Origin of the sequence: Actinokineospora bangkokensis (assembly GCF_001940455.1) — a bacterium.
GTDB classification, from domain to species: domain Bacteria; phylum Actinomycetota; class Actinomycetes; order Mycobacteriales; family Pseudonocardiaceae; genus Actinokineospora; species Actinokineospora bangkokensis.
In genome coordinates this window covers 220,842-239,418 of sequence record NZ_MKQR01000011.1, presented here as the reverse complement: position 1 = coordinate 239,418, position 18,577 = coordinate 220,842, and the positions used below count along the sequence as shown (strand labels likewise).

20 protein-coding genes are annotated in these 18,577 nt (G+C 74.3%); 16 read left to right on the top strand and 4 right to left on the bottom strand.

All coding sequences use genetic code 11. From position 1 onward, the window contains the following. Positions 1-92: 92 nt before the first annotated feature. The gene (locus BJP25_RS11990) at positions 93-698 is read right to left on the bottom strand and encodes a hypothetical protein (RefSeq protein ID WP_075974947.1); all 606 of its coding nucleotides are present in this window, start codon (positions 696-698) and stop codon (positions 93-95) included. A 531-nt stretch (positions 699-1,229) separates the two neighbouring features. Between BJP25_RS11990 and BJP25_RS11985 the strand changes: the two genes are divergently transcribed. Next, a complete protein-coding gene (locus BJP25_RS11985; RefSeq protein ID WP_143219024.1) occupies positions 1,230-1,658 on the top strand; it encodes an STAS domain-containing protein in 429 nt (142 codons plus the stop codon). Between the two features lie 36 nt (positions 1,659-1,694). On the opposite strand, the gene BJP25_RS36185 is transcribed toward BJP25_RS11985, so the two are convergent. Then, complete coding sequence (locus tag BJP25_RS36185; protein ID WP_158075641.1) at positions 1,695-2,297, bottom strand: TetR/AcrR family transcriptional regulator; 603 nt, start codon at positions 2,295-2,297, stop codon at positions 1,695-1,697. 43 nt (positions 2,298-2,340) lie between these two features. After that, entirely contained in the window at positions 2,341-3,141 is an 801-nt protein-coding gene (locus BJP25_RS11975) for an alpha/beta hydrolase family protein (RefSeq protein WP_075974945.1), read from the bottom strand. 80 nt (positions 3,142-3,221) lie between these two features. Here BJP25_RS11975 and BJP25_RS11970 point away from each other — a divergent pair, with 80 nt between their 5' ends. The 3 genes from BJP25_RS11970 to BJP25_RS11960 all read left to right on the top strand — a co-directional run bounded on the left by BJP25_RS11970 (position 3,222) and on the right by BJP25_RS11960 (position 6,701). Further along, positions 3,222-4,517, top strand: a complete 1,296-nt coding sequence (locus BJP25_RS11970) for a hypothetical protein (RefSeq protein ID WP_075974944.1) — start codon at positions 3,222-3,224, stop codon at positions 4,515-4,517. Positions 4,518-4,761: 244 nt separating this feature from the next. Continuing rightward, complete coding sequence (locus BJP25_RS11965; protein ID WP_075974943.1) at positions 4,762-5,634, top strand: alpha/beta hydrolase family protein; 873 nt, start codon at positions 4,762-4,764, stop codon at positions 5,632-5,634. Beyond that, the gene (locus BJP25_RS11960; protein ID WP_075974942.1) at positions 5,631-6,701 is read left to right on the top strand and encodes a PucR family transcriptional regulator; all 1,071 of its coding nucleotides are present in this window, start codon (positions 5,631-5,633) and stop codon (positions 6,699-6,701) included. The genes BJP25_RS11965 and BJP25_RS11960 overlap by 4 nt, the downstream gene beginning before the upstream one ends. 1 nt (position 6,702) lies before the next feature. Here BJP25_RS11960 and BJP25_RS36180 read toward each other — a convergent pair whose 3' ends face one another. Next, entirely contained in the window at positions 6,703-7,869 is a 1,167-nt protein-coding gene (locus tag BJP25_RS36180; RefSeq protein WP_143219023.1) for a helix-turn-helix domain-containing protein, read from the bottom strand. Between the two features lie 127 nt (positions 7,870-7,996). Between BJP25_RS36180 and BJP25_RS11950 the strand changes: the two genes are divergently transcribed. The 12 genes from BJP25_RS11950 to BJP25_RS11895 all read left to right on the top strand — a co-directional run bounded on the left by BJP25_RS11950 (position 7,997) and on the right by BJP25_RS11895 (position 18,573). Then, positions 7,997-8,383, top strand: a complete 387-nt coding sequence (locus tag BJP25_RS11950) for an MmcQ/YjbR family DNA-binding protein (protein WP_075974940.1) — start codon at positions 7,997-7,999, stop codon at positions 8,381-8,383. A 70-nt stretch (positions 8,384-8,453) separates the two neighbouring features. Then, positions 8,454-9,038 carry a TetR/AcrR family transcriptional regulator gene (locus tag BJP25_RS11945; protein ID WP_198943447.1) on the top strand — a complete coding sequence of 195 codons (585 nt, stop codon included), beginning with the start codon at positions 8,454-8,456 and terminating at the stop codon, positions 9,036-9,038. 82 nt (positions 9,039-9,120) lie between these two features. After that, positions 9,121-9,939 carry an SDR family oxidoreductase gene (locus tag BJP25_RS11940; protein WP_075974939.1) on the top strand — a complete coding sequence of 273 codons (819 nt, stop codon included), beginning with the start codon at positions 9,121-9,123 and terminating at the stop codon, positions 9,937-9,939. A gap of 100 nt (positions 9,940-10,039) precedes the next feature. After that, positions 10,040-10,558 carry an ArsR/SmtB family transcription factor gene (locus BJP25_RS11935; protein ID WP_075974938.1) on the top strand — a complete coding sequence of 173 codons (519 nt, stop codon included), beginning with the start codon at positions 10,040-10,042 and terminating at the stop codon, positions 10,556-10,558. 84 nt (positions 10,559-10,642) lie between these two features. Beyond that, a complete protein-coding gene (locus BJP25_RS11930) occupies positions 10,643-11,746 on the top strand; it encodes a serine hydrolase domain-containing protein (RefSeq protein ID WP_075974937.1) in 1,104 nt (367 codons plus the stop codon). Between the two features lie 257 nt (positions 11,747-12,003). Beyond that, complete coding sequence (locus tag BJP25_RS11925; RefSeq protein WP_143219021.1) at positions 12,004-12,678, top strand: response regulator transcription factor; 675 nt, start codon at positions 12,004-12,006, stop codon at positions 12,676-12,678. Positions 12,679-12,807: 129 nt separating this feature from the next. Then, positions 12,808-13,503, top strand: a complete 696-nt coding sequence (locus BJP25_RS11920) for a response regulator transcription factor (RefSeq protein WP_075974936.1) — start codon at positions 12,808-12,810, stop codon at positions 13,501-13,503. 178 nt (positions 13,504-13,681) lie between these two features. Next, entirely contained in the window at positions 13,682-14,374 is a 693-nt protein-coding gene (locus BJP25_RS11915; protein WP_075974935.1) for an antibiotic biosynthesis monooxygenase family protein, read from the top strand. Beyond that, complete coding sequence (locus BJP25_RS11910; protein WP_075974934.1) at positions 14,371-15,792, top strand: FAD-dependent monooxygenase; 1,422 nt, start codon at positions 14,371-14,373, stop codon at positions 15,790-15,792. The genes BJP25_RS11915 and BJP25_RS11910 overlap by 4 nt, the downstream gene beginning before the upstream one ends. Beyond that, positions 15,789-16,118 (top strand): TcmI family type II polyketide cyclase, encoded by a 330-nt coding sequence (locus BJP25_RS11905; protein WP_233158032.1) that lies wholly within the window; start codon positions 15,789-15,791, stop codon positions 16,116-16,118. The genes BJP25_RS11910 and BJP25_RS11905 overlap by 4 nt, the downstream gene beginning before the upstream one ends. Beyond that, positions 16,115-17,371: a beta-ketoacyl-[acyl-carrier-protein] synthase family protein gene (locus BJP25_RS11900; protein WP_084793925.1), complete on the top strand. Its 1,257-nt coding sequence runs from the start codon at positions 16,115-16,117 to the stop codon at positions 17,369-17,371. The genes BJP25_RS11905 and BJP25_RS11900 overlap by 4 nt, the downstream gene beginning before the upstream one ends. Continuing rightward, positions 17,368-18,573: a ketosynthase chain-length factor gene (locus BJP25_RS11895; protein WP_075974933.1), complete on the top strand. Its 1,206-nt coding sequence runs from the start codon at positions 17,368-17,370 to the stop codon at positions 18,571-18,573. Before BJP25_RS11900 ends, BJP25_RS11895 begins: the two co-directional genes overlap by 4 nt. The last annotated feature ends 4 nt before the right edge of the window (positions 18,574-18,577 follow it).

Here is an 18,577-nt window from a genome sequence, read left to right as displayed (position 1 = left end):
GCGACGCGCGCCCGCGCGGGTGCGGGCCCGATCCCCCTTCCGGGCGGGGGATCGGGCCCGCGCCTGCCGCTGCCCGGGGTGGTCCGGACCGGCTAGCGGTTGTCGCCCTTGAGGTCGATGGAGATGGTGTTGTCCTTGCCGACGACGAGCAGGTTGATGATCTCGGTGTCGACGAAGCAGTCCGCGAAGCGGGGCAGCTTGTAGGTGCCGGTCAGGGTGCCGCCGGTGCTGGGGTTGAAGCCCGCCCCGGACTTGAGCGCGATGGTGACCGGCTCGGTGGTCTTGCAGTTCTGCAGGGGGATGCCGATGTCGAAGTGGCCGACCTCGGTGATCTGCACCTGGAACTGACCGCTGACGTCCACGACACCGGCCTTGATGGTGCCGGTGAGCGGGGTGGTGGGGGTGACCTTCACCTTCGCGTGGGTGTCGAGGAAGCCGCCGAGCAGGAACTTCGTCCTGCTCTCGGGCAGGTCCACCGACCCGGTGATGGCGCCCTGCTGCAGGTCGCCCTCGACCGTGGCGGTGCCCGGCCCGAGCGGCAGCGTGGCCCCCAGGCCGGTCAGGGCGGTGGACCCCGTGGCGGCGTAGCTCAGCCGCACGGTCGCCGCGGTGGACGGGGCGGCGGTGGCGAACAGCGCCCCGACGGCGGCCGCTCCGGCGACGGCGACGACGGCCGCCCGCTTGTTCCGAGCACGCATTCGTGAAACTCCTTCTCCTTGGGAACATCGGTGTTCCTAGAGCTGGAGCGAAGCACGCGCGGGGCGTTCCGGGCAATTGTCCGGCGCGAACTTGTCCGAACGGGAAATGTGCGTGAGGGGCGGCTGTCGAAGGGTGACAACGGGCTGATCGCCCCTCGCCCGCGCGGTCGGCACCTGACGGGAGGCGGCGTGACCGGTCCCTGCGGCACCTCGTCCCGGGGGGTGTCCGTCCTCACACCTGGTGCGGCTGTGGTGGAGGATTCCCCGTCTGGTCGGCGGATCCGCGCCCGGTCGGCGCGGGTGATCGCCAACAGGGTGATGTCGAATCTTCAACTGTTCTGCCGGTCGTCCGTCCAGTGGGGATTCGCCGCGGGACCGCCCGTCCCGCAGGCACCCACCACGCAGGCGGTTCTCGCCGTCCGCCCTCGGGAACCGCGGTCTGGGAACGCTTGCACCCGGGGTCGTGCACCGCGCAGAATTGTCACCGACAACTCGGATACCGGTGGTAGGTGCGCCATGCGTGATGAAGTCGTGGCAGTGGGTACCAGGCTCGTGGTGGGCGTCACCGGTGATGTGGACATGGCGACCGCACCCCGCTGGCGGGCCGTGCTGCTCGGGGCGGTGGACCGGATCGGGGAGCCGATCGGCGCCCCCGCGGTGTCGCTGACCCGCGGCCGCGACCCCCTGCGCGCCGACCCCGCCGACGGCGTGCTGTGGCCGTGGCGGCGGATCACCTCCCTGGTGGTGGACCTGACCGGGGCGGGCTTCTTCGGCGTCGCCGGGGTGAACCTGCTGCTGGCGGTGCGCTCGGCGGCGGTGGAGGCGGGCGGCTGGGCGCTGGTGGTGGCGCCCGCGGGCGGGTCGGCGCGGCGGGCCATCGACGCCTGCGGTGCCGTCGAGCGCGTGCTCGCCCTGCCCGACCTCGACGCCGCGCTGGACCAGTTCGACCGCGCGCGCTGACCGGGCCTAGGACAGGCCCCGGGGCGGGCGCGCGGGTCAGGACGGGCGCAGCATCCGCACGGCCAGGTTGGCGTAGCTGTCGGCCAGGTCGGCGGGGCCGTAGTCGTCGGTCGGCACGAACCAGTAGGGCGCCCGGACCCCCATGCTGGCGATCGCCGCGGCGGTGACCACCGCGTCGGTCGGGGCGAACAGGCCCGCCGCCACCCCCCTGGCCCCGGCCCCGGTGGCCATGACCTCCGAGCGCCGCCGCAGCTCCAGCGCCTCCGCCGCCAGTTCGGGGGACAGGTGGTGCATCTCGTCGTTGGTGACGATCGCCAGCAGCGGGTGCGTCACGTGCGTCAGCACGTGCGTCCTGGTCAGCTCGCGCACCTGCGCCACCGGGTCGTCCGGGTCGCACGCGGACAGGGTCCGCTCGAACGCGGCGTGCAGGTCGCGGTGCCCGATCAGCACGAGCCGGGCGAGGATGTGCTCCTTGGACGGGAAGTGCTCGTAGATGCTCGGGGCCCGGATGCCCACCGCCGCCGCGATCTGCCGGGTGCTGGTGGCCGGGTAGCCCTGGTGGGCGAACAGCCGCAGCGACTCCAGCAGGATGCGCAGCTCGGTGCCGGTGCCGTTGCCCGGGGGCAGCACGGGCTCCACCGCGCGGACCCTGGCCAGCGCGGTGAAGTCCCGCGAGCGCCCGTCAGCCCCCGGCGAGGGCGTTGCGGTCGACCTCGGTCCACCCCGGGGAGGTGCAGAGCCCGCACGGGGTGGTGAACTCGGCCGCGGCTTGCTGGTCACCCGACAAGTTGTACCGGAACCACGCCGTGATGACGCCGCGGAAGCCCCCGCCGTCGGGCAGCGGGGTGAAGTGGTCGGCCCCGGCCAGTTCCGCGTAGACCGCCGGGACCTGCGTCGTCCGCGCGTAGAGGGGCTTCACCAGCAGGTCCGGGTTGACGATGGTGTCCTCCGAGCCCGCCAGGTACAGCGCGGGCCCGTGCAGCTTCGCCGGGTCGGCCAGCGGGCCCGGCTCCAGCGCCACGGTGGTGTCCACCAGCGGGTCGGCGCCCGCGACGATGGCCCCGGCGCCGCCCTGGGAGTGCCCCGCCGCGCCCACGTGCTCGATGTCGACGTGGCCGTAGTAGGCGCTGCCGCGCCGGGAGTCCTCCGCGCGCAGCCACGCCGCGCCCGCCAGCATCTCGAGCCCGGAGTTCGACATCGGGGTGTTGGCCGCGGCGACGATGAACCCGTGCGAGGCCAGGTGCCGCAGCAGGCCGGTGTAGACGCCGGGGATCCCGCCGGTGCCGTTGCCCCAGATGATGACCGGGTGCCTGCCCTGCATGCGCGCGGGCCGGTAGACGGTGGTGACCAGGCCGATCTCGACGGTCACGGCGTAGGGGCCGGGGGCCGACCACGACGGGGCGACCGCCTGGGCCGGGGGTGTGGTGGCGACCAGGGCCGCGGCCATCGTCGCGGTGGCCAGCAGCAGGGCGCGGAGTTTCATCGGTGAAATCCTCCCTAACACTCGTTAGGCTGACGAGCATGGGGGCTGGTGGGGCGGATGTCAACCGATCGGGAGGCCATGTGGGCACCATCGACCAGGAGCGGGTCGCCGCGGAGCTGGAGCTGCTGCGGCGGCTGGGGCCGCGGCTGAGCGGGTCGGCCGAGCACGCCGCGCTCGTCGAGCACATCGCCGCCGACCTGCGCGGCGCCGGGCTGGTGGTGGCCGAGGACCGGCACCGGTTCACCCGCTGGGACCCGCCCGCCGCGCCGCGGCTCACCGCTGGCGGGCGCGCCGTGCCCATCGCCTCGGTGTTCCCGTACTCGGGCGCGGGCCGGGTGCGCGGGCCGCTCGTGCGGGTGCGGCGCGGGCGCTGGTCGGCGGCGCGCGACGCGATCGCCGTGGTGCACGTGCGCAACCGCGAGCTGCCCTTGGACGCCATCGTGCCGGTGTGGAAGGGCAGCGCCCCCTGGGGCGCGCTGGCCCACCCGCTCATCGCCGCGACCCTGGCCGGGTTGGGCCTGGGCCGCGCCAAGCGCGCGGGCGTGCGGGGGGTGGTGTTCGTGTGGAAGGGGCTCACAGAGGACGCGGCGCGTGGCCAGTACGTGCCGTTCACCCTGCCCTACCAGGACATCCCCGCCGTGTTCGTCACCGAGGACGTCGCCGGTGACGGCGAGCTGGACGTGCCCGCCGACCTGGTGGACGCGGAGATGAAGACGGTGTGGACGGTCGTCGAGGGCACCAGCGCGCCGCGGGAGACCGTGCTCGTGGTGACGCACACCGACGGCACGAACGAGGTGGAGGAGAACGGGCACATCGCGATGCTGGCCATGGCGCGCGACCTGGTGCGCACCCCGCCCCGCCGCACCGTCGTGCTCGCCTTCGTCGCCGGGCACCTGCGCATCCCGGCGGTGAGCGACCACGGCCAGGCCGCGAGCCGGTGGCTGGCCGACCACCCCGAGCTGTGGCGCGGCCGCGCGGTCGCCGGGCTCGGCGTCGAGCACCTCGGCGCGGTGGCCCCCGACCTGCTCTACGCCTCCACCGCCGCGATGCGCGACCTGGTCGCCGCGCACTGGAGCGGCACGACCCCGCTGCGGGTGTCCAAGCCGGGCCCGCTCATCCAGTTCGGCGAGGGCGAACCCCTGCACCAGGCGGGGATCCCGACCATCTCCCTGGTCAGCTCCCCGGTGGGGCTGCTGTCCACCGAGCCGCAACCGGTCGACCTCGACCTGCTGCACCGCCACGTCGACAGCTTCCGCGCCCTGCTGCGCCGCTGCGACGAGGCCGACGACCTCGGCGTCGTCGAACCGGCCGGTGCGTGGGACAAGGCCAAGGCGGTGGGCCGCATCGCGGTGAAGCTCCCGGGAGCCCTGCGGTGATCGCCGCGTTGTCAGCGCGCGGCGGGCTGTCCGGCGAGCGGTCCTGAATGGACGACGGTGTCCTGGTGCGGGCGGGCGGGCGCTCACGGGGGTGAGTGCCCCCGCCCGCTCGACGCGAACGCGGGTGCGCGTCGGCGCCACGACGCCTTCCCGGTGCCGCGCGGCCCGCATACCGTCCCGATCACCGATCCCGCTTGGCCTAGTCGAGGGAGTTCACGTGCGCAGTGTTGCGAAGAGAACCGGGATGGCGCTCGCCGCCGTGGCCACCGCGGGGGCGGTCGCGTTCCTGGGGCCCCAGGCGATCGCGGGGCAGACCGCCACCCCCGCCGCGGTCCAGGTCAGCTCGACGGTCAAGGGCCCGGACCCCACCGAGGAGTCGGTGCGCGCCCAACGCGGCCCCTTCGCCGTCAAGCAGGTCGCCGTGGCGGCCAAGGCGGGGCGCGGGTTCAACAAGGGCACGATCTACTACCCCGACGACACCTCCCAGGGCACCTTCGGCGCCGTCGCGGTGATCCCCGGCTTCCTGGAGAACCAGAGCGCGATCTCCTGGTACGGCCCCACCCTGGCCTCGCACGGGTTCGTCGTGATCACCCTGCAGCCCAACGCCGTGACCGACTTCCCCGAGCCCCGGTCCGACCAGCTGCTCGCCGCGGTGCGGTGGGTCGCGACGCAGTCCCCGGTCAAGGACCGCGTCGACCCCGCGCGCCTGGCGGTGATGGGGCACTCCATGGGTGGTGGCGGCACGCTGATCGCCGCGTCGAAGGACCCCTCGCTCAAGGCGGCGATCCCGCTCGCGCCGTGGAGCCTCTACGCCGACTTCTCCGACGTCACCGTGCCGACGATGATCATCGGTGCGGACCGGGACGCGATCGCGCCGGTGGCCAACCACGCCGACCCGATGTACGCCTCGCTCAAGGCCAAGCCGGACGAGGCCTACCTCAAGCTCAAGGGCGCCGACCACTTCACCACCAACCGCTACACCGCCACCACCACCCGGTTCACCGTGTCGTGGCTCAAGCGCTACGTCGACGGCGACAGCCGCTACAGCGCGTTCCTGTGCCCGACCCCGCAGCCGGACGGCACCTTCGTCCGCTTCCAGCTGACCTGCCCGGTGTGAACGCGCCGCTGAGCGCCGCGCGGGCCGAGGTGGTCCGCGCGGCGCTCGACGCGGTGGGGCCGCTGCCCAGGGCGGCGGCCACGACCGCGGCCGTGCTCGCCGAGGCGGGGTTCGCCGCGGTCGTGCAGCCGGGCGCGGCGCAGGACTCCGGGTGGCGGCGGCTCGCGGCGGGCTTCGGCATGGCCGAGCGCCGGGCGGGGCGCCCCGTCGACGACGTGCACGTGGTGGTGGGCCGGGCCGCGCGCGCCGGGTGGCACCGCCTCACCGCGCTGGCGGCGGCGTCCGGGACCCCACCCGAGGACCTGCTGCCGATGGCCGACCGGGTGTTCGAGTTCACCGAGGCCCTGCTGCGGGCGATCACCGCGGGCCACGTCCTGAGCGCCGACCGGGTCAGCGAGCGCGCCGCACTGCTGCGCGACTTGGCGCACGGCGTGCCCGCCGGCGACATGCCGCGGCGCGCCGCCGCCGCGGGCTGGTCGCTGCCGGACCGGGTCGTCGCCGTCGTCCCGGCGCACCCGGTCTACGTCGACGCCGGGGACCTCGACGAGCGCGTGCTGGTGGACACGACGCGCCCCTGCTCCTGCGCGCTGCTCCCGCCGGAGGCCGTCGCGGCGGCGGTCACCGCGCTCGCGGCCGGCGCGCCGGTTGGCGTCGGCCTGCCCGTGCCCGTCCACCTGGCGCACCGCTCGGCGCACTACGCCAGGCAGGTGGTCGAGCTCGCGCGCGCCGCGGGCAGCCCGCCGCCGGTCGTGCACGCCGCTGACCACCTGGGCGCGCTCGTGGCCAGGTCCGACCGCGACCTGGCGCGGCTGGTGCTCCGCGAGGACCTGGGGCCGCTCGCGGCGCAGTCGCCCGCGCGCAGGGACCGGCTGGTGCGGACCCTCGCGGCGTGGCTGGACCTGCACGGTGACGTCCGCGCGGTCGCCGACCACCTCGACCTGCACACCGAGACCGTCCGCAGCAGGCTCCGCCACCTCGACGGGCTCGTCGGCCCCGCCGCCCGCTCCCCGGACACCGCACTGGTCTGGCGCCTGGCCCTCAACAGCGGGCTGGTCGACGGGCGCTGAGTCACCGGCCCCCGGCGTCCCCGCGCGAGAGGGCGCGCAGCCGCAGGGCCATCTCCACCGCCAGGCGGGAGTCCGGGTCCTTGAGCTGGTCGCCCAGCACCTCGTCGAGCCTGCGCAGCCGGGTGCGCGCGGTCTGCGGGTGGATGCCCAGCCGCTCGGCCACCTCCGGCGCCGTCCGCCCCCACGAGCCCAGCAGCGCGTCCAGCGTCTCCACCATGCGCAGCGCGCTCGACCCGCCCAGGGCGTCCACGCGCGCGAGCACCGACCCCGCCAGCAGCCCGCCCAGCGCCGGGGCCGTGACCAGCAGGACGTCGGCCAGGTGCTCCTCGGCCAGCACGACCTCGTGGCCGCGCGCCTCGATCGCGCCCTCGCGCACCAGGCGGGCCACCGACCGCGCGCACGCCAGCGACAACCACCCCTGGTCGAGCGGCACCGCGGGCCCGACCACGGCCGAGCGGTCGCGGACCGCGTCGACGAGCACGTCCGGGGCGGCGATCAGCACGTGGTCGTGCCCCTGGGCCACCACCAGCACGCCGGGGTGGTCCACCGCCCGGGCGACGACGGCGCAGGCGAGCCTGCGCGGCAGCGGCCAGCGGGCGGCGGCCGCCGCGGCCGGGCTCGGGGCGGGGGCGTGCCGGTCGAGCAGCTGCTCGCCCAGGGCCCGGCGCGCGGCCGCCTGCCGGTCCGGCTCGTCGCGGTCGCGCTCCTGGGCGTAGCCCTCCGCCGACGCCCCGGCCAGCGCGTCGATGTGCACCAGCACGGCCTCGCCCAGCACGACCACGGCGTCGGCGGGCAGGTCGGACTCCCGCGCCAGGGTGGTGTAGGCCCGGCACGCCACCCGCGCGCCCACCCGGTAGGCGGCCTGCAGGCTGTCGAGGACGCGGCCGTTGCGGTACTCGGCGCGCCCGAGCCCGGCGAAGAACGGGTCCGGTGGCACCAGGGCCGGGTGCGGGCTCGACACCAGGTCGGCGAACTGGTGCAGCGCCCGGGTGCACGCGACGACCAGGTCGCGGCCCAGGGGCGAGCCCAGCGGCTGGCGGTAGTCGGGGACCTCGCGGCGCACCGCGTCCACCATCTCGGCGGCGATCCGGTCGACGCGCCCGCGCAGCTCCACCGCGAACCGGACGGGGATGCTGTCCCAGATCGTCCGGCCGGCCTGCACGTCCACCCGCACGGCGGCACCTCCCTAACGGTCGTTAGGTGACGGTCGCAGCCGCCGCCCCGGGTGTCAAGCCGCCCGCGGGCCGGGCAGGATGGTGGCCCCGAGGGGGAGTGCGACGCCGGAGGAGGTCGACGTGGAGGGTGAGGCCCTGCACCGGTGCGCGCGGTCCCGCGCAGAGCAGTTGCCCGCGGCGGTGGCCGAGCAGCCGTTCGGCCCCGGCTCGCAGGTCTACAAGGTCAAAGGCAAGGTGTTCGTCCTGCTGACCGAGCTGGCGGGCAGGCCGATCGTCAACGTCAAGTGCGCTCCCGAGGACGGCGTGGCCCTGCGCGGCGCCCACGCGGACATCGTCCCGGGCTACCACATGAACAAGCGCCACTGGATCACCCTCAACCCGGGCGGCACGCTCACGGAGGACCTAGTGGAAGACCTGGTGACCGACTCCTACCTGCTGGTGGTCCGCACGTTGCCGAAGGCCCAGCGCCCGATCGACCCCGACGCCGAGCAGTCCTACTCCCGCTGACGGGTCCGCGAGGGAAATTTGCACTGCGTCTAAACTTGCACGGAGTCCAAGTTCGACCTACGCTTGTGCCGTGGTCGACGGCGAACGGGACGGGCTGCGCGAGCGGAAGAAGAGGCGGACCTGGCACGCCATCAGGGACGCCGCCATCCGCCTGATCGACGAACGCGGGTTCGACGCGGTGAGCGTGGACGAGATCGCCGCGGCGGCCGGGGTCTCGCGCAGCACGCTGTTCAACTACTTCGCGAGCAAGGAAGCGGTCGTCCTCGACCCGGACCCGGACGAGCCCGAGGTGTGGCGCGCCCTCATGCGCGCCCGACCCGCGGGCGAACCGCTGTGGGACGCGCTGCGCGCCGTGCAGCTCGGGTACCTGGAAGCCGTGGGCGACCGGCTCCCGGTGCAGAAGCGGCTCAAGGCGTCCTCGCCCAAGCTCGCGGAGTCCACCCGGGAGCTGAGCGAGCAGTTCGCCGGGGAGCTGCTCGACTTCGCCGTCAGCCGCGTCCCCGACGGCGTGGAAGCCCTGCTGACGTACAACGTCGTCCGCGCGACCGTCGGCACGGCGTACTCGACGTGGTCGATCGACGACGGCATCGACCGGCTGCTGGAGATCGCCCGGGACTGCTTCGACCGCGCCGGGCGCGGTTTCGCCCCCGACTGACCACAACGGACACCGACCACAACGGACACATCAGCACACCACCCAGCGCCGCGAATCCGCGGCGCGGTAAGGACACGCCCCCATGAGCAAGACGTGGTTCATCACCGGCACCTCCCGGGGCTTCGGCCGCAGCTGGACCAAGGCCGCGCTGGAGCGCGGCGACAAGGTGGCCGCCACCGCGCGCGACACCGACTCCCTCAAGGATCTCGCGGAGCAGTTCGGCGACGCCCTGCTGCCGATCGCCCTCGACGTCACCGACCGCGACGCCGCCTTCGCCGCCGTGCAGCGGGCGCACGAGCACTTCGGCCGCCTCGACGTGGTGGTCAACAACGCGGGCTACGGGCACTTCGGCTTCATCGAGGAGCTGACCGAGGCCGAGGTCCGCGCGCAGCTGGAGACCAACGTCCTGGGCGCGCTGTGGGTGACCCAGGCCGCCATCCCGCTGTTGCGCGAGCAGGGCTCGGGGCACGTCGTGCAGATCTCCAGCATCGGCGGGGTCGGCGCCTTCGCGGGCCTGGGCGCCTACCACGCCTCGAAGTGGGCGCTGGAGGGCTTCTCCGAGGCGTTGTCGCACGAGGTCGCGCCGTTCGGCGTCAAGGTCACCCTGGTCGAGCCGGGCGGCTACGCGACCGACTGGAGCACCGACTCCGCCGTGCACTCCGAGCCGAACCCGGCGTACCAGCAGCTGCGCGAAGCCCGCGCCGCCCAGCGCGGGTCCTACGTGACGCCGGGTCCCGACGCCACGGTCGCCGCCGTGTTCGCCGCCGTCGACGCGGAGAACCCGCCGCTGCGGCTGCTGCTGTCCGGTCGCGCCTACGACATCGCCCAGAACCTCTATGCCGAGCGCTTGAAGACCTGGGCCGAGTGGGAGGACGCCACCCGCTCCGCCGACCACGGCTGAACGACCCCCTCCGGGCGGTCGGGGGTGCGCCCCCGGCCGCCCGAACCCGTCTTCTACCAGCGCAGTTGCACGTAGAACGTAATTACGTAATAGTGGACTCGTGGACGACGACGTGCAGCGGCGGCTCGACGACCTCGCCGAGCGCATCGCCCGGTTGGAGGGCGGTGGGCAAGCCCGTCCCGCCGCCCCCGCGCTGGACCCCGAGGTGTTTTGGGCGCTCAACGGCCTGCGGGAGCGGGTCACCGACCCCGCGGGTGCCGTGCTGTTCACGGGCGCGGTGCGGCTGCCCACCGGGGAGCACTACGAGTGGCAGCAGGGCGCCTCGACCGGTGGGCTCCTCGGCCTGGACTGGGCGTCGGCCGCCGAGGTCTTCGGCGCGCTGGGGCACCCGGTCCGGCTGCGCCTGCTCCGCGCGGTGCTGGGCGGCACCGGGACCACCGCCGCCCTACAGGAACTGGACGACGTGGGCACCACCGGGCAGCTGTACCACCACCTGAAACCGCTGGTGGCGGCTGGGTGGTTGCAGAACGCCGGGCGCGGGCGCTACCGCGTGCCGGGCGACCGGGTCGTCCCGCTGCTGGCCGTGCTCGCCGCCGCGCTCCCGCCGTCCGCGGACTGAGGTCGACACCATGGGCACCCACGCCAAAGGGATCGCCACCGAGGGAATCAACACCGAGGGAATCCACACCGAGGGAGGGGCACGATGACCAGCCGACGAACCGTCCTCAAGACCGCCCTGGGCGGTGCCGCACTGGCACTGCTGCCGACACCGGCCGCGGCCCAGGGCAGCAAGCTTCCCGCGATCGTCGCAGACCACCTGCGGCGGTTGGCCGACGCGGGCGCGCCCGGGGCCGTCATCGGCGCCATCGGCCGCGGCGGGCAGCACATCGCCGGTATCGGCAGCCTCGGGCCGCAGGACAAGCGCACGCCCGACGCGCGGACGGTGTTCCAGATCGGTTCCGTCACCAAGACCTTCACCGCGCTGCTGCTCGCCCGTGCCGTGCAGGGGGGTCGGGTGGCGCTCGACGCGCCGCTCCAGCGCTACCTCCCGCCCGACCTCGTCCTGCCGCGCGCGGACATCACGGTCGAGCAGGCGGCGACGCACAGTTCCGGCCTGCCCGCCCTGCCCCCCAACCTCGCCACCGCGCCGGGGTTCGACCCGGCCAACCCGTACGCCCACTACACGCGGCAGGACCTCGCCGCGGGCCTGCCCGCCACCGTGCCGGTTTCCGAGCCCGGAACGTCTTACCTGTACTCCAACCTGGCCATGGGCCTGCTGGGGCAAGCGCTGTCCAACGTGTACCGCGCGGACTACCCGACCGCCGTGCAGCGCCACATCACCCACCCGCTCGGCCTCCGGGACATCACGACCACGCTCACCCGCGACCAGTCCGGGCGCAAGGCCACCGGCCACGACGGGACGGGCAAGCCCGTTCCCGACTGGGAGATCCCCACCCTCGCCGGAGCGGGCGCGCTCTACGGCACAGCTCAGGACGTGCTGCGCTACCTGCGCGACCACCTCGACGCCACCCCGGGTTCGCTGCGCCCGGCCCTGCGCCTGGTGCAGCAGCCCCGGTTCAGCCCGCCCGAGATCCCCGGCCTGCGGCTCGGGCTCGCCTGGCACCTGCTGCCGCTGCCCACCACCGGCAACACGATGGTGTGGCACAACGGCGAGACCGGCGGGTTCCGCAGCTTCGCCGGGTTCAGCCCGTCCACGCGCACCGCTGTGGTCGTCCTGGCGAGCGGGACCGGGGTCGACACCGACAGCGCGGGCTCGGGTCTGCTGGACACCCTCGACCGCGCGTAGCCGGACCCCGCTCGCCTCGACGAACACCCTCCACAATGGCCGGTCGGGTCGATCGCGCCGCGCGAATAGTCGGTATTGTCCAGAAGTCGGGCAGGCAACAGGGGTGTGAGCGCGCTCGCGGTCCAGTGGGTGGGACGGCGAGGTGAATCGTGGGAGGCGCGCTGGTGGCCGGATAGCATCCCTCGTCGCGGGGCGTCGGGTGGAGCGGGCCGCGGCCGGGGCAGGGCCGTGGTCCGCGCTTCGGTGAGGGGGGAGCGATGCGCTTGCTGCTGGTGGACGCCGATCCCACCGCCGCGGGGGCCGTGGCGGGCGGCCTGCGCGACCGGGGTTTCGCCGTCGAGCTGGCAGGCACCGGCGCCGCGCTGCTCGACGGCCCGGTGCGCGCCGACCTGGTGCTGCTCGGGTTGGACCTGCCCGACCTCGACGGCCTGGAGGTGTGCCGCAGGCTGCGGGCCCGCAGCCGGGTGCCGGTGATCGCGCTGTCCGCGCGGGACTCCGAGCTCGACCGGGTGCTGGGCTTCCAGGCCGGGCTCGACGACTACGTGGGCACGCCGGTGCCGGTGGCCGAGCTGGTCGCGCGCATCCACGCGGTGATGCGGCGGGTGCGCGGCGCGCCCGCCGAGGAGCCCGCGCCCCCGGCCGAGGTCGTCGTGCGCGGCGACCTGCGGGTCAACACCCGGGCCAGGGAGGTGCACCTCGGCGATCGGCGGATAGCGCTTACGCCGAAGGAATTCGACCTGCTCGCCCTCTTGGCGGCCGAACCGGGAACGGTGTTCACCCGGGGCCGGATCATGGCCGAGGTCTGGGACGATTCCAGCGGCCAGTCCACCAGGACAATCGACACCCACGTCGGTGCGCTGCGCGCGAAATTGGGTGCCCGGTCATGGGTCGTCACCGTCCACGGAACCGGTTTCAAGCTGGGCCGCGCTTAGGTTTTGCACCAATTTCGGACTTGTCTGCAATCATTTTGGGAGCGGTTGATGCCCGCGCGCCCGTCCGCCACGATCGACCCGATCGCGGCGCTGCGGTCACCCCCTTGTTCGACGGTGGCTGGAGGACGGATGGCGAGGGTGCTGGTGGCCGACGGCGACGCGGTCGAGGCGCTGGTGGTGGCGGGCGCGCTGCGCAGGCACGGCTACGAGGTCGAGGTGGTCTCCTGCGCCGTCGACGCCGTCGCCCGCGGCACCGAGGCCGACCTGGTGGTGCTCGACCTGCGCTTACCCGGGGCGCCCGGGCTGGACGTGTGCGCGGCGCTGCACGCGGTGGGGCCGGTGCCGGTGATCGGCACCGCGCCCCGCGACTGCGGCATCGACCTGGTCACCGGTCTGCGCGCGGGCCTGGACGCCTACCTGGTGCGACCGGTGGGGGTGCGCGAGCTGGTGGCGCGCGCCGACGCCATCCTGCGCCGCACCCTCGACGGCGGGCAGGGCTGGGACGTGATCTCCTGCGGCCCGCTGCGCATCGACCCGCGCACCCGCGAGGTCTTCCGCTGCACCGAGCTGGTGCCGCTGACCCGCAAGGAGTTCGACCTGCTGCGGCTGCTGGCCGCCGAGCCCGGCGAGGTCTTCGCCCGCCGCGACATCATGGCCAGGGTGTGGGGCGATGAGTGGGCGCGCTCCGACCGCACCATCGACACGCACGTCAGCAGCATCCGCGGCAAGGTCGGCGACCCCGCGGTGATCGCCACCGTGCGCGGCGTCGGATTCCGCCTGGGATACCCGGCCGGGGTCGGCGCGCGCGCCTCCGCAGGCTCTTGAAGTTCTCTGACACAGACTTGCCGCAATCTTGGAATGGGCGCCGTTGACCCCGGGTGGGTGCCTCGGTTGAATAGATAGCAGAGCGCGCCGCGGTAATCGGTCCGGCATTTGGAGCCGGGAATCGACCGATCCGCGTGGAATGCGCGGCGAACACCCCACCGAGCACGCCGGAGGAAACATGGCGTTCATTTCCGCGGCCGACGACCGCCTGACGGTGCTGAACCTGTTCGGCGCCACGTCGCAGGCGGCCCAGCAGCGGCTGCTGACCACGATGACCGGGATCATCGACTCCGCCGACTTCCCCGGCTGGATCTCCTCGACGCTGTTCGGCGGGGTCGGCGGCCCCGGCACCGCGAACTACATCCAGTGGCGCAGCGCCGAGGACCTGCAGAACCGCTACCACGGCGAGAAGTTCCAGAAGGAGATCGTCCCGCTGTTCGACGAGCTGGCCACCCAGGTCCGGCTCATCCAGACGGAGGTGGTCTACACCAGGACGCACCCGTCGGTGGGCGCCATCGAGATCGGCCCGCAGAACGACACCCTGACCGTCATCGCGGTGATGGGCGTGCAGCAGCAGGACCAGGCCGAGCTGGTGGACCTGTTCTCCCAGGACGACGAGTGGCTGGAGGGGTTCCCGGGGTTCCGCTCCAACAGCATCCTGCGCGCCACCGACGGCTCCGCGGTCGTCAACTTCGCGCAGTGGGAGAGCGAGGCCGCCTACGACCACTTCCACACCCTGCCCGAGGTCGAGCGCCCCGAGGGCGTGCGCCGGATGCGCGAGCGCGCCCGCTCCCTGCTGACCTCGCACGACTACAACACCTACCGGCCCGTGCACACGCGGTCGGCCGAGCCCGCACCCGCGCAGCCGTGAGCCGCCCGGTCATCGTGGTGGGCGCGGGCCCGGTGGGCCTGCTGCTCGCGGGCGAGCTGCGCCTCGGCGGCGCCGACGTGCTCGTGCTGGAGCGCGCGCCGCGACCCAGCGGCGAGTCGCGCGGGCTGGGCTTCACCGCCCGCGCCGCGGAGGTGTTCGCCCAGCGCGGGCTGCTGCGCCGCTTCGGCGACGTGGAGACCAGCCCGCAGGGGCACTTCGGCGGCATCCCCATGGACTACAGCGTCCTGGAGGGGTCGCACTTCGGCGTGCGCGGCATCCCGCAGGACCGCACGGAACGGCTGCTGGAGCGGTGGGCGGTCGAGCTGGGCGCCCGGGTGCTGCGCGGGCACGAGGTCGTCGGCCTGCACCAGGACGCCGACGGCGTGGTCGCCGCCGTGGCCGGGCCGGACGGCCGGGTGGAGTTCGAGGGCTCCCACCTCGTCGCCGCCGACGGCGGTCGCAGCACCGTGCGCGGCCTCGCCGGGTTCGACTTCCCCGGCACCCCGGCCAGCCGGGAGATGTACCTGGCCGACGTCGTGGGCCGGGGCATCAAGCCCCGGTTCATCGGGGAGCGGGTGCCCGGCGGCATGGTCATGTCCGCGCCGCTGGGCGGGGGAGTGGACCGCATCATCGTCTGCGAGCGCGGCACCCCGCACCGGGAGCGGCGCACCGCCCCCGGGTGGTCGGAGGTCGCCGACGCCTGGCAGCGGCTGACCGGGGAGAGCCTGCACGACGCCGAGGTCCGCTGGGTCAGCGCCTTCACCGACGCCACCCGGCAGGTCACCGAGTACCGGCGCGGGCGCGTGCTCATCGCGGGCGACGCCGCGCACACCCACCTGCCCGCGGGCGGGCAGGGCCTGAGCCTGGGCGTGCAGGACGCGGCCAACCTGGGCTGGAAGCTCGCCGCGGTGGTGCGCGGCTGGGCCCCGCCGGACCTGCTCGACACCTACCACGCCGAGCGGCACCCGGTGGGCGCGCGCGTGCTGCGCAACACCCGGGCCCAGGGCCACCTCTACCTCAGCGGTGAGGAGGTCGAGCCGCTGCGGTCGGTGGTGGCCGAGCTGATCGAGATCCCCGAGGTCGGCAGGCACCTGTCCGGCATGGTCAGTGGCCTGGACGTGCGCTACGACGTCGGCCCCGGCGACCACCCGCTGCTGGGCCGCCGGTTGCCCGGGGCCGACCTGCCCACCGCCCGCGGCCTGGCCACCGGGGTGCCCGCGGGCGCCGTCGCGGGCTGGGCGGACCGGGTCGACCACCGCCCCGGCGGCCCGCCGCTGCTGGTGCGCCCCGACGGCTACGTGGCCTGGGCCGGGGACGGCGCCGCCGACGGCCTGGACACCGCGTTGCGCCGCTGGTTCGGCGCGCCCGCCCCCACCCCCGCCGCCGCACCCACCGAGACCGAGAGGCAACCAGCGTGAGCTACAGCACCCTGATCGTGGCCAGGATGGACCCCGGCTCGCACGCCGAGGTGGCCGAGCTGTTCGACGAGTTCGACCGCAGCGAGCTGCCGCAGCTGATGGGCACCCGCAGGCGCGAGCTGTTCCACTACCGCGGCCTGTACTTCCACCTCCAGGACTTCGACGGCGAGCACGGCAGCGACGCCATCCAGCAGACCCGCGAGCACCCGCGGTTCGTGCGGATCTCCGACGACCTCAAGCCGTTCATCGAGGCCTACGACCCGGTCACCTGGCGCTCGCCCAAGGACGCCATGGCGACCCGCTTCTACCACTGGGAGGACAAGTGAGCCGCCGGGTGGTGATCACCGGGGTCGGCGTCATCGCCCCCGGCGGCAACGGCACCAAGGCGTTCTGGGACCTGCTCACGGCCGGGCGCACCGCCACCCGGGGCATCAGCTTCTTCGACCCGGCGCCGTTCCGCTCCCGGGTGGCGGCCGAGGCCGACTTCGACCCCGAACTGGCCGGGCTGACCCCGCAGGAGATCCGGCGGATGGACCGGGCCGCGCAGTTCGCCGTGGTCGCCGCCCGCGAGGCCGTCGCCGACAGCGGCCTGGCCTTCGACGACCTCGACCCGGGCAGGCTGGGCGTCACCATCGGCACCGCCGTGGGCGCCACCACCGGCCTGGAGCAGGAGTACCGGGTCGTCAGCGACGACGGGCGCCTGCACGAGGTCGACCACCGCTACGGCGCCCCGCACCTGTACAACTTCCTGGTCCCCAGCTCCTTCGCCACCGAGGTGGCGTGGGCGGTGGGCGCCGAGGGCCCGGCCTCGGTGGTCTCGGCCGGGTGCACGTCCGGGTTGGACTCCCTCGGCTACGCCGCCGAACTGGTGCGCGAGGGCGCGGTCGACGTCGTGGTCGCCGGGGCCACCGACGCGCCGATCTCCCCGATCACCCTGGCCTGCTTCGACGCGATCAAGGCCACCACCCCGCGCAACGACGACCCCGAGCACGCCTCCCGGCCCTTCGACGCCACCCGCAACGGGTTCGTCCTGGGTGAGGGCGCCGCGGTGTTCGTCCTGGAGGACCTGGAGCGGGCCCGCGCCCGCGGTGCGCGCGTCTACGCCGAGGTCGCCGGGTTCGCCTCGCGCTGCAACGCCTACCACATGACCGGGCTGCGCCCCGACGGCGCCGAGATGGCCGAGGCCATCACCCGCGCGCTCGACGAGGCCCGGCTCGACCCCACCGAGGTCGACTACGTCAACGCGCACGGCTCGGGCACCAAGCAGAACGACCGGCACGAGACCGCCGCCTTCAAGCTCTCGCTCGGGCACCACGCCCACGACGTACCGGTCAGCTCCATCAAATCGATGATCGGCCACTCCCTCGGCGCCATCGGCTCGCTGGAGGTCGCCGCGTCGGTCCTGGCCATCCAGCACGACGTGGTGCCGCCCACGGCGAACCTGCACACCCCCGACCCCGAGTGCGACCTGGACTACGTGCCGCTGACCGCCCGGGAGTGGCCGGTGCGCACGGTGCTCAGCGTCGGCAGCGGCTTCGGCGGCTTCCAGAGCGCGATCGTGCTGCGGGACCCGTCGTGAGCGCGCGCGCCGTCATCACCGGCATCGGGGTCGTGGCGCCCACCGGGCTGGGCACCGAGGCGGTCTGGCAGGCCGCGCTCGCGGGCAAGGACGCCATCGGCCCGGTGCGCCGGTTCGACGCGGGCGGCTACCCGGCCACCCTCGCCGGGGAGGTGCCCGACTTCGTCGCCGAGGACCACCTGGAGAACCGGCTGCTCCCGCAGACCGACTACATGACCCGCTTCGCCCTCGTCGCCGCCGACTGGGCGCTGGCCGACGCGGGCATCACCCCGCGGCAGCTGCCCGCCTTCGACATGGGAGTGGTCACCGCGAGCTCCGCGGGCGGGTTCGAGTTCGGCCAGCGCGAGCTGCAGAACCTGTGGAGCCGGGGCAGCCAGTACGTCAGCGCCTACCAGTCCTTCGCCTGGTTCTACGCCGTCAACACCGGGCAGATCTCCATCCGCAACGGGCTCAAGGGCCCCAGCGGGGTCGTCGTCACCGACCAGGCGGGCGGCCTCGACGCCCTCGGCCAGGCCCGCCGCCACCTGCGCAGGGGCAGCAAGCTCATCGTTTCCGGCGGGGTCGACGGCTCGATCTGCCCCTGGGGCTGGGTGGCGCAGCTGGCAGGCGGGCGGCTCACCACCGCCGAGGACCCCGCCACCGCGTACCTGCCCTTCGACGCCCGCGCCGACGGGCACGTGGCGGGCGAGGGCGGGGCGATCCTCATCGTCGAGGACGCCGCCACCGAGCGCAGGCCCTACGGCGAGCTGGCGGGCTACGCCGCGACCTTCGACCCCCGCCCGGGCAGCGACCGCGGCCCCGCGCTCGGCCGGGCGATCACCGGCGCCCTCGACGACGCGGGCGTGCGCCCCGACCAGGTCGACGTCGTGTTCGCCGACGCCGCCGGGGTCCCCGAGCTCGACCGGGTGGAGTCCGACGCGCTCGCCGCGGTGTTCGGCCCCGCCGGGGTGCCGGTCACCGCGCCCAAGACCACCACCGGCCGGTTGTACGCCGGTGCCGCGCCGGTGGACGTGGCCTACGCGCTGCTGTCCATCCGCGACGGCCTGATCCCGCCCACCACCCGGGTCGAGCCCGACCCGGCGCACCGGCTCGACCTCGTCACCGACCAACCCCGCGAGGCCGCGGTCCGCACCGCCCTCGTCCTCGCCCGCGGCCACGGCGGCTTCAACTCCGCCGTCGTCGTGCGGGCACCGTCCCACTAGGAGG